Source organism: Ruegeria sp. HKCCA5763 (assembly GCF_013034545.1).
Taxonomy (GTDB): Bacteria; Pseudomonadota; Alphaproteobacteria; order Rhodobacterales; family Rhodobacteraceae; genus Ruegeria.
Genome location: NZ_WQGF01000003.1, coordinates 100,230 through 117,274, shown reverse-complemented (window position 1 = coordinate 117,274; position 17,045 = coordinate 100,230). Strand labels below are relative to the sequence as shown.

Below are 17,045 nucleotides of genomic sequence, written 5' to 3'. Positions count from 1 at the left end.
TGCAATCCGGGGTTACCAGACCAGCAATTGTGAGTCCAAGCGCGCGGGACTACATGAGGCTTACAACCGACAACGGGTCGGCTGTTTCACATCTAAGGACTGCGCACATGGCAACCACAGCTAACATTCATGCGCCGCTCGGAGCAGCTACCATCCTGCACGTGGCGGACGCGTTCTCAAACGTCGTCAAATCTGTTGCGAAATGGAACGACGCACGCAAAACACGGAACCTTCTGTCGGAGCTCAGCGACGCACAGCTGGAAGACATCGGTCTGACCCGCGAAAGCATCGCAAATCTCTGATCCTTCGTCTGGATTACCGAATTGGAACAGCCGCCCGGAACCCCGAGCGGCTTTTTCTTTGTCAGCTTTGCACGAATTTCCCTGACAAGTCGGGCAGGAATGCTTCGACCGCTGCGGTCGCAATCACGTGGTGTGTTCCAGCGTCGCTGTCTGCTACGTCCAGACCGCCCTTGACCGCGCGCACTTCGGCGCGGCCCCGCGGCAGATCGGCAGCAACCAGATCACAATCCACCTGATCGGGCTCTTGGACGCCGATGGTCACGCCGACCCGCATCTGAGAATGATCAATGCCCAGCTTGGAAAACAATGTGATTGATGAATGATGCAACGCATCCTGCACCGCGCGACGGGCCGCTTTGGTATAGTCCTGACCGTATAGGTCGTTGCCTGTTCCCATTTCCAGAATAATGCGTTTTTCGGTCATTGTGCGGGCTCCATATCAAAAGAAACAATCAGTGCGGCATTTGCGATGACCGTATGTCCGTCGCTATGGGGTTTCTCTATATCCAGCCCGCCTTTTGTGACGGTGATGTTCGGCTGGCCATATGGAAAGACCGCCTTTAGCGCATCAGTGTCCACCTGATCCGGTTGCTGCACCCCGATTTCGGCATCGATGATCATTGCCTCTTTTGGAAACCCGAACAGTTCGGCCATGTTGACCGAGTTGTGCCACAGCGCATCCTTGATCGCCCGCAACGACGCCTCTGTATAGTCCATTCGGCGCAGGGATGTACCCATGCCGAATTCTACAAGCACCCGCGTTTTTGCCATTGGTTTCTCCGATGTTTGCAACAAAAAAGGCGCCCCGATCTGAGGCGCCTTTGGAACGTTCTGCTAGAACCAGATCAGATGGATTCGTCGATCCAGCTTTGCAGTGCAGCCTTAGGGGCCGCACCTGCGCGGTTTGAAACAACCTGGCCATCCTTAAAGATGAACAGCGCCGGAATACCGCGCACGCCCATTGCGGCGGCAGAGTTCGGGTTGCTGTCCACATCGACCTTGGCGATTTTCACCTTGTCACCATACTCGGCGGCCAGTTCTTCCAGCGCCGGGCCAATTTGCTTACAGGGACCGCACCATTCTGCCCAGAAGTCCACGACCACGGGAACGGTCGAGTTTTTGACTTCGGCGTCAAAGGTGTCGTCAGTAACGGCTACGGTCGACATATTCTGTCTCCTGAATGGGGTAAACTCGGAAACAGAACGTAGGTGTCGCGCCGGGTAAGGTCAAGGTATCCGGGTTCGGGTCAGTGCATCCGTCACAAGATCGTGTGGCAACCACATGAGGTTTGCTGTCCGGGTCCACAAAATAGCGGTTCGGATGTTCCGGCCGGGGTAGATCTGAGCAAGCGCCTGCGCATAAGCCCCCATTTGACGTAACAGGCCCTCAGGGCAGTCTTCAACGCGAATTGGAACAGTTACATTTGTTTTGAAGTCAATCACTTGTACGTCCGTATCCGAAACGATGAGCCGGTCGATGACCCCATGCATACGCTGCCCATTCAAATCTGCGGTTACTGGAACTTCGGCCAGAGTTTCAGGTGCAAAAATATTCCTTAGCGATTCTGCCGTCAGAACCTGGGTGGCTTCGGCCAAAAGCTCTTGCCGGTCTGTGTCTTGCATATCCGGTAGAAGCCGTGCGCAAAGTTCGGGCCAAATCTCCGGTTCAGCTATCGGCAAGTGCTCCAGCAACAGGTGAATACGTGTTCCACGCAGTTTCGCAGCGTCTTCATCCAAACCAGCTTCACCGGGTAGCGCTTTGACCCCCCCCAGATCCGAAGGGCTGAGCGTGCTTGTGGGTTCAATGGGGTCAGGTGCCGGATGCAGAAATATGTCTGGTAACTCGGATCGTTCAGTCGTCATTTGCGGTTGATCGACCAAAGGCAGCGCATCCCAATCCCCATGAGACAGTCGGCGAATGTCGGAACCCGGCAGCTGCGCGGCTCCGGCCCTCTCCATCGCGGCCTCGACCATTTGATACCAGCTGTTGCCGTCTTTCCCCAATTCGCCGGCTGCGGCCACGATCAACCGCTTTTCGGCCCGTGTTAGAGCCACATATAGCAGCCGGAGCCGTTCATCTTCCTCACGCGTACGCGCCTGTTCCCGCGCCTGTGCGATCAGTTTGGGCGATGCATCTGCCGACACTTTCCACAGCGGAATGCCTTCGGTCACCATGATCTCGGCATCGCGCGGTGCTTGGCGTTTGGCGGTATCCGGCAGGATCACGATTGGAGCCTCAAGTCCTTTTGAGCCATGCACGGTCATCACCCGGATCATGTTGCCCACACCGCTCATCTGCCGTTTGATTTCCAGATCGTCGGTCTGCATCCAGACCAAAAACCCAGTCAAGCTGGGGATATCGGTGCGCTCATAGGCCAACGCCTGGGACAACAAGGCGTTGATGCCGTCTTCAGCTTCGGCCCCCAGACGGCCTAGCAATTTGCGCCGCCCGTCATGGCGGGTCAGAATGCGCTCGATCAGGTCATAGGGGCGCAAAAAGTCGATCTGACTGCGCAAATCGTTCAAAATGGCAAGCGTTTCGGGAAACTCCTCAGCCCGGTTGCGCAGCGCGGCCCAGAGGAATTGCTCCTTTCGCCGGTGCGCCAGATCGAAAAGCTGTTGTTCAGACCATCCGAACAAAGGGGATTTCAGAACCGTTGCCAGCGACAGGCTGTCTTCGGGCGTGGCCAGAAAGCTCAGCAACGCGGCGAGGTCTTTGACCGCCAGTTCAGCACCCACCTTAAGCCGGTCGGCCCCGGCGATGGGCAGACCGGCGGATTTGCAGGCGCGGATGATTTCGGCAAAAAGATCCGAGCGGCGCTGTACGAGGATCAGGAAATCCCCCGGCTTCACCTTTCGCCTTTCGAACTTGCCGTTCTTGCCATCTTCAGGGATCGTTTCACCCCGTTCGATCATGGCCTTGATCGACTGTGCAACCTGTTCGGCCAGAATGACAGTATGGTGCCGCGCGCCAGGGCGATCCACCGGATCGGTCCAGTCGCCCTCCTCGGCCTCTTCGACCTTCTCCACAACTGGCCAAAGATCAACCCGGCCCGGCAGGTCAGCTTTGAAAGCACGGTGCTGGCTGTCCTTGTGAAACCCTGCCTCGATCCGGTTTTCAAATAGAATATCGACCAAGGACAGGATCGCGCTGGAGGAGCGGAACGAATATTCCAGCGTCATATCCCACAGTTTAGAGTCTGATTCAGCCAGTTTCCGGCCAAACTCTTCCTGCATTCTGTCAAACGCCTGCGGGTCTGCGCCCTGAAAGGAATAGATCGACTGTTTCTTGTCGCCCACGACAAAAATCGTGCGTTCAACCCCGGATCGGGCCCCTTCCCCACTGGTGAATTCCTGAGCCAGTTTTTCGACCACGTCCCATTGGTCTGGGCTGGTGTCTTGTGCTTCGTCCACCAGAATATGGTCGATGCCGCCGTCCAAGCGATACAGAACCCATTCGGCCACCGCCGGGTCATTCAGCACTTTCCGCGCGCGCAGGATGAGGTCATCGAAATCCAGCCAGCCCCGCAACTGCTTGCGCCGTTCGTACTCTGGCAGGTAGGCTGCGGCAAAGCGGTGCAGGACAGCGGTTTTTTGGGCCGCGACCAAGGCTAGACGCTGTTCGCGCGCGGCCTCGACCCGCAGCATGAAGGATTCCAATTGCGGCATCCGGTCGGCCAGTTCGCCCTCACGCAGGGGTTTGGTCGGAAACCCATTGATCTTGGCGGTGAAAGGCTCTTTTGCGCCTTTTCCGGTCAGCAACACGCCTTCCAGAATAGGCAGATATGCCAATCGGGCCTCAGTGAACCCGGCTAGCTTCGCCGCTGCCTTGCCATCGTTGACGCCGCTTTCTGTCAATGCGGGCAGCATGGACTGGATCAACTCGACTTCGCCGCCCAGAAACACCCGCTCGGCCAGGGCCGTTTCGTCAAAGCCTTCCGGCAGATCGAACCGTTTCAACAGATCGGACCAGCCCAATGGCTGGGCAAACAGACTGCGCCTGTGCGTGATCGCAGCTGTCAATTTGTCAAAGCCCGTATCGGTCACGAACCGCGCCACATCTTCAATCAGCCCGGCTTGCGGACCTTCTGCGAAATCCTCGACGATCTCTTCCCGCAACAGGGCGGCTGCACGGTCTTCCATTTCGGAGAACTGAGGGCTGACCCCGGCCTCCAGCGGGAAGCGCCGCAGCAACGAAGCGCAGAACGAGTGAATGGTCTGGATTTTCAAACCGCCCGGCGTTTCGATGGCGCGGGCAAACAATGTGCGCGCTTGCGCCAATCTGTCCGAGTCGATGTCGCCAGGCACGCCTAGATCGGTCAGTTGCTCCAAAAGAGCAGCGTTTTCCAGCATTGCCCACTCACCAAGGCGCTTGAACAATCTGTTCTGCATCTCGCTTGCTGCCGCCTTGGTATAGGTCAGGCACAAGATGTGTTGAGGTTGAACCCCACCCAACAGCAACCGCGCCACGCGGTCGGTCAGAACCCGCGTTTTGCCGGACCCCGCGTTGGCCGCTAGCCAGGTCGAGGCGTCGGGGCGCGCGGCCTGCACTTGCCGTTCGGTTGCATCGTTGCGCGGGCTCATTTCAGGTCCTCGGGGCAGGTTTCAGCAGTACGGTCCCATTCGCCGAACCGCGCCAGATGATCATAGTCACCGATATCCGTATCCTTGTGCAGCATCCGACGGGATGAAAACCCCTGATCAGGCTCTAAATAAGCCGAAATTAGCTCTTTCAGCTCAGCAATAACTTTATCGGCCGGCTCTTTGACCAAGGGTGCGGAGACCTCTTTGTAACTGCCGCCCATGCCGATGAAGATGGCTTCGGCTACATCAATTGGGTCAATGCCTTCAATCCCGCCCTGCTCAGCCATGGCCGCCTCGATCAACAGTTGTTTGTCGAATTTGGATTGCTGACTTTCCGTGGGCGGCGCGCCGGTTTTGTAATCGATGATCCGCAACGCGCCCCGGCCATTGTGATCGATCCGGTCCGCACGTCCGACTATGGTAAAATCCACTGGATCCAGCACCAGCTTCATGGCCGCCTCAAACGCAATTGGCCCGCCGTCACCTCGGCGCGTTAGTTCAGCGCCTAGGAAGTCGTCTGCGATCCGTTCCAACCGGGCCAGCCAGAGTTTGCGGGCGGTGGGCCAGGCCACATGCTGTTCCAGAAGGCTGTGCGCCCGTTTGAGGAAATTCTCACGTGTCAGCAAAGCGCTGTCGAGAACGCTGTCTTTAACGAAATGCTCAAGGATTTCATGGATCACGATCCCACGCAGCAAGGCGTCAGGGGCCTGTACAAGCGGATCGAGTGGTTTCAGGCGCAGCACGTGTTTGGCATAGATCGCGTATGGATCGCGGATCAGCCGCTTGATTTCGGTCACAGACAGGCGACGCGGGCGCGCGGCGGCGGGTGGCCGTGGCGAGGGGCGAGACGCGGGTTCAATGCGCGGCGCTTCTTCCAAAGCTTCCGACCAGTTCAGCCAGTGCTGACCACGCGCACGCATTCCTTCCAGAGCGTTGCGACCACCCTGCTCCGGCAACCCTTGCAACAGGTTTGTCAGCCGGTTCAACCACCGTGACGGCACCGTTTCCGCGTCATCCGAGCGGATCGCGCGGGTCAGCCAGACCTCGGGCGCGGCGATGGCTTGTTGGAAATCATGCGCCGACAGACCGATCCGGCGTTCAGGCAGCAGCAATCCGGCCTTGTCGCGCATCTGACGGTTGAGCCACGGATCTGGCGTCGGGGCCTCGGGCCAGCTTCCTTCATTCAGCCCGCCCAGAATCAGCAGGTCGGCACCCTGCACCCGCGCCTCAAGCGTACCCCAGATCATGATATGCGGGTGCGGGGCATCGCGATCACGAACCTCTTCGCTGGCCAAAAGCGCGCCCAGAAGATCGGCAAAATCATGGGCCGTCATCGGGCCACCATGCTGCGCTTCATCTTTGAGAGAGTTCACAACCGCCAGCGCCTTTTGACCTGCGTTTTTGTCCCAAAGCGTGCCGGTTACACCTGTACTACCAGCCGAGATCGCTTCGGCCAGTGTTGTCAGTCGGTCTACCCAGTCGGACAGATGCAGTTCGCCGCTGATGTGCTGGTCGCAAAAGTGATGTACGACCCATTTGACCCAGCTTTCCGGCGCTTCTTTGCGGATCGCAAACGCCGTCAGGCTGATACTGTCGGGGAATGGCGGGCCATGGCGGCGCAGGTCCAGTTCCAGATCACGGGTATGCAATAGATGAGCGCCGCGCTCACCCCCGTCATGGCACAGCGGGTGTTTCAGCAGCGTCAGCAACGCCTCGCCTTCAAGGCGGCGCGTGAACAGGTTGGCCACATGGCGCAGAAAACGACCGGGCGGTGAGAGTTGCAGAGGCAAGCCCGCACTGTCATCCGGCAGGATATTCCACCGATCCAGTGCGGCGCTGACCTGACGGGTCAACATGCGATCCGGCGTGATCAAAGCGGCGGTTTGTCCGGTTTCAGCAGCTTGTCGCAAGCGCAAGGCGATGGCCAAAGCCTCGGCTCTGGGCGATTGCGCCTCGACCAGGGTCAGGTCCTTGGTTGCGGCCCCCAAATCGGTAAGTTTTGGCCCTTCGGTCATCCAGGCGTCTGTTACCGGCGCTGGGCGCAAAGCAAGTGAAACCAAACGGTTGCGAGCAGGAGAGGGGGAGGACAGATCAGTCCATACTGCAATTTGATCAGGCACTAGTTCCAACGCGCGCATAAGTTTGCGGAACCGGTATTGTGGGTGATCTTCCGACGTCAGCGCGTCGTCCAGCCCCTGCCATACACTATCGGGTTGGTCGAAATCATAGCCCGGCAGAACCAGCGCCCCTTGTGGCAGACGCGCGATGGCCTCCATCAACATAAGCGTTGTTCCGCGCGACCCGGTGGAGCCCGCCAGAATGACCGGATGGTGCGGAGGATTCTCCTGCCAACGCGCGATCAGGTTTTCGACAACGCGGCGCTGGCGAGCTTGCGCATCCATCGCCTCTGCACTGGTGTCAATGAAGTGATCCGCAATGCTGATGAAAGCCTGCGCTCGTGCCCAATGCCCCGACATGTCGCTGACATCCAACTGCCGAATGGCCTCGGGCGACACACCTTCACCCTGCATTTCATCAATGAGCGCCGCCAAACTGTCAGAGAGGTCGAAGACCGAAGAGCGCGCCGCTAAATCCGGTTGCTGTTCCAGCAGTTTGGCCACCAATTGCGTCAGTTCCAGACGTCGTCGAAGCGGTGGAATGGCAGGGGGAATCTTTGCCAAATCAACGCTTTCCCCCAAATCGGTGACCAGCGACAGACGTGGCAGCAGGCACGGTGGACCTTGATTGAACAAATCGCGGATGCGCCGTTCCATACGCCGCGTATTCAGCACCAGTTCCACCCGCGCCAAGGCTTCCGGCGGACCAGCGCAGCGTCGCCGCAGACCATCGACCAGTGCTTTTGGGAAATCCGCGCCTGGTGGCACAGCAAAGACTCGGGGCAGGGCGCTGGGTTCAAACATCAGCCAACAGACCTTCGGCCAGGGCGATACCCTCGGGTCGTCCAACATCACACCAACGCCCCGGATACTCGGCTGCAAACAGGCGGCCTTGATCTTGCATCTGGTTCCAAAGCAGGTTCAGCGAAAAAGCGGGTTGCGCAAACCTTTGTAATCCATCCGTTTTGACAATTTGCGCCCCCCCATAGACCAAACCGGGACCGCGTGTGATGCGACCGTCCGCGTCGACCGAGAAATCTCCGTCCCCCGTGTGACCAATGGTTTGGGCGATTGGAATACACATCAAAAGCGCATCCATACGAGTCGGATCCCACGCTTTTTGCAACAGGGTCAGAGGGTTTGGGCCCGACCAGATGGCATCGGTGTTCAGCGTGAAAACGGGGTCGGTGCCCAACAAGGGTAGGGCGGCCCTTAATCCGCCGCCGGTTTCCAGAATCTCTGGTTCTTCGCGTGAGATCATTACCCCTTTGGGGTTGAGATGCGCATACAGCTGATCGGCGTGGTAATGCACGTTCGCCACGATGCGCACAGGGTTAAGTTCGTGCGCAAGATCCAGCGCGTGATCAATCAGAGGGCGCCCGGACACATTAATCAACGGCTTGGGACGGTCCTTGGTCAAAGCGCCCATGCGCGTGCCAAACCCTGCTGCAAACAGCATCACGCCAAAGGGTGAACCGGTCATTGCACCCTCAGCTTGTTCAGGTTTTCAGGGGATGGGCTGGGCAAAGCCTCGTGCAGCAACGGTGCGATCGACACCAGGGCCGGATGATCCAGATCGCGCATCAGATGATCCCAGACCGCTGGTATCATGTCCACGTAGTGCGGTTTGCCAAAGTCCGTGGCAAGGCGTGCGAACACACCTAAAATGCGCAGGTTCCGTTGTGCGCCCAGCACACTGTAGGCCGTGCGAAAATCGTGATCGTCCATGCCAGAGGCCGCAATATACCGATTGATCATCTGCATTTCGACCCCGGGAGAGACCTTGCGGCGAATGTCCTGCAGCAGTGAGACCAGATCGTAGGCGGGATGGGCCAGAACGGCTGATTGGAAGTCCAGCAGGCCAACGCGTTTTAGCCCGTCGCGATCCGGGAGCCAAATCAGATTTTCCGCGTGATAGTCCCTGAGCGCGACCACTTTCGCACCTGATGTTTCGCGGTGCAGAACATCCGCGAAACGGTGTTCAAACCGGCTTAGTGCACGTGCGTCGTAAGACCCCAATATTCCGGCCGCGTAACTTGTAAAGGCCAGCGTGCACAGTTCGGTCATCAGCGGCGGGTCAAAGGATGTCAAAGACAAAGACGGCGCTTGATGCAGGTGCAGCAAAACGTCTGTTGCCGCTTCATACAAAACACGTTCCTTCGAAGGATCCTTTGCTAGCACCCGGCTAAAAAGATCGTCACCCAGATCTTCCAGCAACAGAAAGCCGTATTGCGCATCTTCTGCGTAGATCCCAGGTGCGCTCAGGCCAACCGAACGCAGGTAATTCCCGATGCGCACAAAGTCCTCGACATCCTCGCATTTTTCAGGTGGTGCATCCATCAAAACAGCCGTGTGCCCACTGGCCTGGTCGGTCAGCCGTTCGTAGCGGCGGTCCGAAGCGTCGCCCGCCAGCGGTGCACGGGTGGCGTTGGCCCACTGGGTTTGAGCAATCAGGGCTTCGGCGAGGACCGTCCTGTTTGTCATCCAAAGGTCTCCAGTTTTTTCGTCCATTTCGGATCATTCCATGACAGGGTCAAATGGCGCAAATCTTCAGTGTTAGGGTCTGTTTTGAAGGTCAGCTTCAAAGCGGCACCTGGGGTAAGTGGACCAAGTTTGTCAGGCCACTCGACAAGGCAGATAGCAGTTTCGAAAGCGTCAATCAGGCCCAGTTCCTCAACCTCGTCTACTGCACTCAAACGATAGAGGTCGCTGTGCCAGATTTCGCCAATCGGCGTATCGTAGACCTGCACCAAGGTAAACGTGGGCGAAGGGACATCTTCGGGCTCGGACATGAGCGACTGAATAAGCGCGCGCGCAAAATGGGTCTTTCCGCTGCCGATCTCACCTTCCAACAACACAACATCGCCCGATCGCAAGTTTGCACCAAGATGCACGGCGAAATTGGCTGTTTCTTCGGGGGACTGGAACGTTAGGGATCGGGGCAGCTTCGTCATGGCGCCACAATGACCTTGCGCCCGACAGGCTGCAACCCGGTTCAGGCGCTGATCTGCTCGATCAGAGGGATTTTTGCCGGGGTTTTAGTAGCCGAAAACCGCACGATTGTCGCGCCATTGTGAACCGGAATGATTGTGCATTCCACAAGGATGCCGGATTTTAATTGAATGTCAGCTGACCATTCAGCCCGGTCGTCGCGTGTTTCGACAAAATCCCGGATTTCACCCAAGATCGGGGTCGCGTAACACTGATCCTGCCAGCGCCGCATTGCGTCTGTGGCTGTGTCCGTCTGAAACCCGGTCTCTTCCGTGCCACCCCAAAGCCTTTGATAAGCATAATTTGTAAAAGCGAGGGTACCGTCGTCGGCAAAAACGGCAATTGCATCTGCAAGCTTGTCGAAAATGGATTGCATAAGATCCATTTCAGACCGAAAGCGGCGCGTCAGGGTGATTTCGGCGGTAATATCCTCGAACAAAAACGCCACTGCTCCATCCGGGTGGGGTCGACCGCTGACGGAATAAACCGATCCCGATGGAAGTGACCATGTCTCGTGATAGTTTCCGTCTTCTGCCGCTTCGAGAAGATCATTCATCTGTCGCCGCCAACTGCGATAGTTTTTGGGTTCCGGCATCATATGTTGATCCCGCAGGCGGTCAAAAAAGCTGCTTAAGCTAGGACGGCAGCTCAGGAAATCGGGTGGAAGAGTGGTCAGGTCGATCAAAGCGGGATTAAAAAGTGCAAGCTGCCGATTGCGATCAAAGATGGCCAAACCGATCGAAAGTTGAGCAAAGGTCTTGGTCATGGTCTGAACGAATTTACGCTGTGCGGTTTCCGCTTCGACTATTGCGTTAATGTCTACGGCATAACAAAGGTGGCCGGGCTCCTGCTCAATCTGGGTCAGGTCGAACCAAAGCTTGTTGCTGCTGCCTGAAACACCGACCGAAACTCTGGTTCTTCCGACGGATCGTTCTTCGGGGGCAGAGGGAAACAGGGGGACGGTCAGATCGGTGTCCTGATCTCGCGTTTTTCGGACAAGCGAAACATAGGCGGCGTTGCACCATTGCACCCGATTGTTTTGATCCAACAGCCACACAGGGTATGGGGCTTGATCCATGGCCAGCCGGGTCGGGTTGTTCAGAGCACCTGACACTTCGGGCTTTTTCTCGGTAGATTCACGTAGCCGAACGCGGACAATTCCGTCAATCCACTCGCACAGAACATCACGTTCAAACGTGCAGTCGATTGGAGAGACCACAACATACCCACTGTCGCGCACGGTATCCGGAGATTCCGGAAAAGTCGGGAAATCCCTTTGCAGCAATCGGCGCAAATCTGGCCAGTTTCTCACGTGTTCGAAACCCGCAAGCGCAATGTCGGAATGGCTGATCAGCCGTTCTCCGTCGAACAGAAACACCGCATCGAACAGAGAGGTAGTCGAAAACAGCCCATACGACTGATCCCTGTACGCCCGGCGCGGCACAAGCCACAGAACGGCAAAACAGCCCGAGACGATGCTGATTGCGCCCAGAATGATCCAATCGGCCATCATTATCCCCAAAGCAGATTCCAACCCGGTCTGACTATGGGTGTGTTTGGTTAACGGTCTCTTAACTTACACCTGGATACGTTCGTTCAAACCCGAAGGGACGGGTGTGTCACCTTTTTGCGCGTCGATCAGTTTGCGGGGCCACGACACTTTGACAATAGCCCCCTTGCGCGCCGGGTCGTCAGTCAGGTTTTGATAAGGATCCGCGCCGTTGGCGAATTCCAACTCGGCACCGCTGCGCTCCAATAAGGTTTTGGCGATGAACAGGCCAAGGCCCATGCCTTCGTATTCAGGCCGGGCTTTCTTGTCGGCGTCAGCGCGCCTGCGCCGCATAAAAGGATCACCGATGCGTCCGATCATGTGTGACGGATACCCTCGACCGTCGTCCATGATGCTGACTGTGATCACTGTGTCGGTCCACTCGGCCTCGACCCAGACATTGGCTCGGGCAAAATCCACTGCATTCTGGATCAGGTTGCGCAACCCGTGAATGATTTCGGGTTTTCGCAGGATTGACGGCTGCTGCACATCGCCGTCCAACGCCGGCCCTTCCGAGAAATGAACCTCTTTTCCGCGCCCCACATGTGGCTCGGCCGCCTCGTTCACCACGGTTGACAGTGGCGCCTGTCGCAAATGAAGGTCGTCTTTGCCGGCTCGGCCCATATCCCGCAGAATATCGCGGCACCGATCGGCCTGCTCGCGGATCAATGCGGCGTCTTCCTTCAAGTCCGGGTGATCGTCCAGTTCTTCGATCAGTTCCGCGCTGGTCAGTTTGATTGTTGCCAGAGGTGTCCCCAGCTCATGCGCGGCAGCCGCAACAACGCCACCCAGATCGGTCAGCTTCTGTTCGCGCGCCAATGCCATATGCGTTGCGGCCAATGCCTCGGACATGGATTGAACTTCCGAGCTGACGCGGTGGGAATAGGCGCCGATAAACACAATAGCGATGACAATCGCGGCCCAGTTTCCGAACAGCAGAATATCTGGGATATCCAGAACAAGTCCCAGACTGGTGCGTAGAGGCAGGTGGAACTCGGCCAGCAGGGTTGTCAGAACAATCGCCACGGCCCCAACGATCAGGGTCGATCGGGTGCTCATAACATTGGCGGAAATTGTAACCGGCCCTAACAGAAGCAGTGCAAACGGGTTGTTCAACCCCCCCGTCAGATACAGCAATATCGACAGTTGCAGCAGGTCGAAAAGAACCATTAAGAAGTTTTCGAACTCGGTCAGGCGCTTGTTTTGTGGGAACAACAGGATGGCTGTCAGGTTGCCCATGACGGAAATGCCAATGGCCAGATAACACAGGCCCAGTTGCAGTTGCACATCATAATATTGCTGGGCAACGGTGATGGCTGTGAACTGGCCAATGATGGCCACCCATCGCAACAGGATAAGGGTGCGCAGGCGAATCCAGCTGCTGCGTTCCTGGCCGCGCCAAAAGGTCTGGTTGGATTCTGCCATTGGTTCCTTATGTCCTGTTGCATAGGCTGATCATCTTGATAGGTGTCCCGGCCGAAACGTTCAACAACCCCTTGCGACCGGAAAACTGAAATGACCCGTCTATACGCAATTCTTGCAGCTGTTGTGTTGGCAATTGGCCTTGGGGCCATGTGGCTTCTGACGCGTGGTAGCGGTTCTGATGACCAGTTCGCGCAATGCCGGTCCAGTCAGATCGCCGGAGGCGCGGCGGCCATCGGCGGGCCCTTTGAGCTGGTTAATGGCAAGGGTGAGACTGTCACTGACGCAGATGTGATCACCGAACCTACGCTGGTTTATTTTGGCTATACGTTCTGCCCGGATGTCTGCCCCTTCGACATGTCGCGCAATGCAGAGGCCGTGGATATTCTGGCCGAACGGGGTTATTCCGCAACGCCGCTGTTCATTTCAATCGACCCCGAACGCGACACGCCAGAGGTTGTGGATGACTATGCCTTTAATCTGGGCGGCAAGACCATCGCGCTTACCGGCTCGCCCGAGCAAGTGAAGGCGGCCAGCAAGGCCTACAAGACCTATTACAAGGCGCATGACAAAAGCGACGAGTATTATCTTGTCGATCACTCCACTTTTACCTATCTGGTCACGCCCGAACATGGTTTTCTTGAGTTTTTCAAGCGCGATGACACGGCCGAGCAGATGGCGGACAAAGTTGGGTGCTTTCTGGATCAGGCCGCATCGTAACAAGGTTGTTTGACCTTTGTTCGCGCGCTGCTATTACTCATACCCAAGCCAAAGGCATGAAATAGCAGAAAGACCCAAATATGGCAGACAGTTCTCAGCTTGATATCGGCCCTGACAAATCCCTGCTTCTGGTAGATGATGACGAGCCGTTTCTGAGACGTTTGGCCAAGGCCATGGAAAAGCGTGGCTTTGAGGTCGAAACCGCGGGTTCCGTTGCAGCAGGACGCGCGATTTCAACCGCGCGTCCTCCGGCTTATGCCGTTGTTGATCTTCGGCTCGAGGATGGCAACGGGCTGGATGTGGTCGAAGTGCTGCGCGAAAAGCGCCCCGATAGCCGGGTTGTGGTCCTGACCGGGTATGGCGCCATCGCCACCGCCGTGGCCGCTGTGAAAATCGGCGCGACGGACTACCTTTCAAAACCTGCCGACGCGACTGACATCACAAACGCGCTGCTGGCCAAGGGCGACGAACTGCCTCCGCCCCCTGAAAACCCCATGAGCGCCGATCGCGTGCGGTGGGAACATATCCAGCGGGTCTACGAGTTGTGCGACCGGAATGTCTCTGAAACCGCTCGGCGGTTGAACATGCACCGCCGGACTTTGCAGCGGATTTTGGCGAAACGCAGCCCGCGGTAAGATATTCTGGTATTGCGACAAAGATCGCGACCCAAACTAAAAGAAAGACAGTCCAGCCACGGCTAATTTGACTGGCATTAAACTGCCTGCACCATTACTTTTCGTCGTTCGGATTGCTGATTATAGCTGCGCAAGCAGATCTTCATGCCGCGCCGTGTAGGCTTGCCGCACCTCAATCGGAGGTCTCAGCGTAATCTGCAACCCCTCCATCACCGCCCGATCCGGACGGCCAAAGAACTTCGTTGCCTCAGCCTCGGAAAAACCCGCGATCTGGGTTGCCTCCATCCAGGCGCTGATCTTGTCGGCCTTCTTGATTTGACGTTTTACGGTCTTCGGCACCTCGGCGGGCAGACCGAACCGGATATGAATGGCGGTCGCCAACCGATCATCCAGCGCGCCATAGTCGGGGCCAACAGCGGATTTGACGGGTGAGATCATGTCGCCGATCACATATTCCGGTGCGTCATGTAACAGCGCCGCCAGCCGCCATTTTACCGGTGCATTTGGGGCAATCCGGCCAAAAATTTCTTCGACCAGCAGGGAATGTTCGGCCACGGAATAGGCAAAGTCGCCGTTCGTCTGGCCGTTCCAACGGGCGACAAAGGCCAATCCATGCGCAATATCTTCGATCTCGATATCTACCGGGGTTGGGTCCAAAAGGTCCAGCCTGCGGCCTGACAGCATCCTCTGCCATGCTCGGGGTTGTGTTGCCATTTTGCCATGCCTTGTGAAGTCGGACACATAAAAATCGTATTTTGTGGTATGATTTACCTGTCAGGATCACCTGCTGCCAACGTTTTCTTGAGCATTCGTGCTTTGAAACAACATCATCCGATCCCGACATAAAAACCGAGGGGGGCACACGCTTCTCCCGGTGTGCTCCTCTCACAAGCGAAACGCGAAACGAAAGGAGTTTGCCATGTTCAAGCGTTTGTTCGCCCTTGCACTGACTTTTGGAATGGCTGCCACAGCCCCACCGGCCTTTGCCAAGAATTGCGCTGAGCGCGACGATATTATCGCCAAATTGCAGGAAAACTACGCCGAGGAATTGGCCTTTGGTGGTCTGCAAAAGACACGCGGGGCGCATTCGGTAATGGAGGTTTGGACCTCTAAGGAAACTGGTAGCTATACCGTTTTGGTCACCAATGCGAATGGAATCAGTTGCATTGTTGCCGTTGGCACTGATTTTTTTGAAGCGATACCAAAGATAAAAATTGAAGGAATCCCAAGCTGACAAAGACTTACATCTTTTGGTTGGAAGTCGTCTACATTGCCTCCTGCCCCAAGGAATGCTAGGGCAGCCGGGACTAAGATTAACCGGAAAATGGAGCGCCTGATGGCCGGGGACTATATCGTTAAGGACATTTCACTGGCCGGGTTCGGCCGTAAGGAATTGGACATTGCCGAAACCGAAATGCCGGGCCTGATGTCCCTGCGCGCGGAATACGGTGAAAGCAAGCCGCTCAAAGGTGCGCGCATCGTTGGATCGCTGCACATGACCATCCAGACGGGTGTACTGATCGAAACACTGGTCGCGCTGGGTGCGGATGTGCGTTGGGCGTCATGCAATATTTTCTCAACCCAGGACCACGCAGCGGCAGCGATTGCCGAAGCCGGTGTTCCGGTCTTCGCTATCAAGGGTCAGACGCTGGAAGAGCATTGGGATTATCTGGACAAGTCCTTCCTGTTCGAAGACGGCCCGAACATGATCCTGGACGATGGCGGCGACGCGACACTGTATATCCTGCTGGGCGCTCGCGCCGAAGCGGGTGAGGACATTATCCCGGTCCCGGGCTCTGAAGAGGAAGAAGTGATCAAGAAGCAGATCGCTAAGCGCATGGAAGCATCGCCGGGTTGGTTCACCAAGATGCGCGACCAAATTCAGGGTGTGTCCGAGGAAACCACGACTGGTGTGAACCGCCTGTATCAGCTGGTGAAAGACGGCCACCTGCCGTTCCCGGCGATCAACGTGAACGACTCGGTCACCAAGTCGAAATTTGACAACAAATACGGCTGTAAGGAATCGCTGGTCGATGGCATTCGCCGCGCCACCGACACCATGATGGCCGGTAAGGTTGCCGTGGTTTGTGGCTATGGCGACGTGGGCAAAGGCTCGGCCGCTTCGCTGCGCGGCGCCGGTGCCCGCGTGAAAGTGACCGAAGTTGACCCGATCTGCGCCTTGCAAGCGGCGATGGACGGTTTCGAAGTCACCCTGTTGGAAGATGAAGTCGCGTCGGCGGATATCTTTATCACAACTACTGGCAACAAGGACGTTATCCGTATCGAGCATATGCGCGCGATGAAGGACATGGCCATCGTTGGCAACATTGGTCACTTCGACAACGAAATCCAGGTCGCCAGCCTGAAGAACCACAAATGGACCAACATCAAGGAACAGGTGGACATGATCGAGATGCCCTCGGGCAACCGCATCATCCTGCTGTCCGAAGGCCGTCTGCTGAACCTCGGCAACGCCACCGGGCACCCCTCGTTCGTGATGTCGGCATCCTTCACCAACCAGGTTCTGGCGCAGATCGAGCTGTTCACCAAAGGCGACCAGTACCAAAACGAGGTCTACATCCTGCCCAAGCATCTGGATGAGAAAGTGGCTCGCCTGCACCTCGACCGCATCGGCGTGAAGCTGACCCAGATGGACGCCGATCAGGCCGCCTATATCGGCGTGAAGCCGGAAGGTCCCTACAAGCCGGAACACTACCGCTACTAAG

The 17,045-nt window shown here is 57.0% G+C and carries 16 protein-coding genes; 5 read left to right on the top strand and 11 right to left on the bottom strand.

Annotation, left to right across the window (positions count from 1 at the left end; genetic code table 11):
• The first annotated feature begins 107 nt into the window (after positions 1 to 107).
• A complete protein-coding gene (locus GOV89_RS07085) occupies positions 108 to 302 on the top strand; it encodes a DUF1127 domain-containing protein (protein ID WP_171178727.1) in 195 nt (64 codons plus the stop codon).
• A 61-nt stretch (positions 303 to 363) separates the two neighbouring features.
• Here the strand turns inward: GOV89_RS07085 and GOV89_RS07080 are convergent, their stop codons facing one another.
• From GOV89_RS07080 to regB, 10 genes are all read right to left on the bottom strand, one after another.
• Positions 364 to 726 carry a Lin0512 family protein gene (locus GOV89_RS07080; protein ID WP_171178729.1) on the bottom strand — a complete coding sequence of 121 codons (363 nt, stop codon included), beginning with the start codon at positions 724 to 726 and terminating at the stop codon, positions 364 to 366.
• Positions 723 to 1,073 carry a Lin0512 family protein gene (locus GOV89_RS07075; protein ID WP_171178731.1) on the bottom strand — a complete coding sequence of 117 codons (351 nt, stop codon included), beginning with the start codon at positions 1,071 to 1,073 and terminating at the stop codon, positions 723 to 725. Before GOV89_RS07075 ends, GOV89_RS07080 begins: the two co-directional genes overlap by 4 nt.
• Positions 1,074 to 1,147: 74 nt before the next feature.
• The gene (trxA, locus tag GOV89_RS07070; protein WP_152459632.1) at positions 1,148 to 1,468 is read right to left on the bottom strand and encodes a thioredoxin; all 321 of its coding nucleotides are present in this window, start codon (positions 1,466 to 1,468) and stop codon (positions 1,148 to 1,150) included.
• Between the two features lie 60 nt (positions 1,469 to 1,528).
• On the bottom strand, positions 1,529 to 4,885 hold the full coding sequence (gene addA / locus GOV89_RS07065) for a double-strand break repair helicase AddA (protein WP_171234615.1): 3,357 nt from the start codon (positions 4,883 to 4,885) through the stop codon (positions 1,529 to 1,531).
• Positions 4,882 to 7,806 carry a double-strand break repair protein AddB gene (addB, locus tag GOV89_RS07060; RefSeq protein WP_171237885.1) on the bottom strand — a complete coding sequence of 975 codons (2,925 nt, stop codon included), beginning with the start codon at positions 7,804 to 7,806 and terminating at the stop codon, positions 4,882 to 4,884. Before addB ends, addA begins: the two co-directional genes overlap by 4 nt.
• Positions 7,799 to 8,485, bottom strand: coding sequence for a nucleotidyltransferase family protein (locus GOV89_RS07055; protein WP_171178737.1), 687 nt, complete (start codon positions 8,483 to 8,485; stop codon positions 7,799 to 7,801). Before GOV89_RS07055 ends, addB begins: the two co-directional genes overlap by 8 nt.
• On the bottom strand, positions 8,482 to 9,486 hold the full coding sequence (locus GOV89_RS07050) for an aminoglycoside phosphotransferase family protein (protein WP_171237884.1): 1,005 nt from the start codon (positions 9,484 to 9,486) through the stop codon (positions 8,482 to 8,484). The genes GOV89_RS07055 and GOV89_RS07050 overlap by 4 nt, the downstream gene beginning before the upstream one ends.
• On the bottom strand, positions 9,483 to 9,956 hold the full coding sequence (tsaE, locus tag GOV89_RS07045; RefSeq protein WP_171178749.1) for a tRNA (adenosine(37)-N6)-threonylcarbamoyltransferase complex ATPase subunit type 1 TsaE: 474 nt from the start codon (positions 9,954 to 9,956) through the stop codon (positions 9,483 to 9,485). Before tsaE ends, GOV89_RS07050 begins: the two co-directional genes overlap by 4 nt.
• 41 nt (positions 9,957 to 9,997) lie before the next feature.
• Positions 9,998 to 11,503 carry a PAS-domain containing protein gene (locus tag GOV89_RS07040; protein ID WP_171237883.1) on the bottom strand — a complete coding sequence of 502 codons (1,506 nt, stop codon included), beginning with the start codon at positions 11,501 to 11,503 and terminating at the stop codon, positions 9,998 to 10,000.
• Positions 11,504 to 11,569: 66 nt separating this feature from the next.
• Positions 11,570 to 12,967, bottom strand: coding sequence for a sensor histidine kinase RegB (gene regB, locus GOV89_RS07035; protein WP_171178767.1), 1,398 nt, complete (start codon positions 12,965 to 12,967; stop codon positions 11,570 to 11,572).
• A gap of 90 nt (positions 12,968 to 13,057) precedes the next feature.
• Here regB and GOV89_RS07030 point away from each other — a divergent pair, with 90 nt between their 5' ends.
• The gene (locus tag GOV89_RS07030; RefSeq protein WP_171178769.1) at positions 13,058 to 13,684 is read left to right on the top strand and encodes an SCO family protein; all 627 of its coding nucleotides are present in this window, start codon (positions 13,058 to 13,060) and stop codon (positions 13,682 to 13,684) included.
• 80 nt (positions 13,685 to 13,764) lie between these two features.
• Positions 13,765 to 14,319 (top strand): ActR/PrrA/RegA family redox response regulator transcription factor, encoded by a 555-nt coding sequence (locus tag GOV89_RS07025; protein WP_050604676.1) that lies wholly within the window; start codon positions 13,765 to 13,767, stop codon positions 14,317 to 14,319.
• 120 nt (positions 14,320 to 14,439) lie between these two features.
• On the opposite strand, the gene GOV89_RS07020 is transcribed toward GOV89_RS07025, so the two are convergent.
• Positions 14,440 to 15,033 (bottom strand): HD domain-containing protein, encoded by a 594-nt coding sequence (locus tag GOV89_RS07020; protein ID WP_171237882.1) that lies wholly within the window; start codon positions 15,031 to 15,033, stop codon positions 14,440 to 14,442.
• A 205-nt stretch (positions 15,034 to 15,238) separates the two neighbouring features.
• Between GOV89_RS07020 and GOV89_RS07015 the strand changes: the two genes are divergently transcribed.
• The gene (locus GOV89_RS07015) at positions 15,239 to 15,553 is read left to right on the top strand and encodes a hypothetical protein (protein ID WP_171178774.1); all 315 of its coding nucleotides are present in this window, start codon (positions 15,239 to 15,241) and stop codon (positions 15,551 to 15,553) included.
• 102 nt (positions 15,554 to 15,655) lie between these two features.
• Complete coding sequence (gene ahcY / locus GOV89_RS07010) at positions 15,656 to 17,044, top strand: adenosylhomocysteinase (protein WP_171178776.1); 1,389 nt, start codon at positions 15,656 to 15,658, stop codon at positions 17,042 to 17,044.
• Position 17,045: the final 1 nt, after the last annotated feature.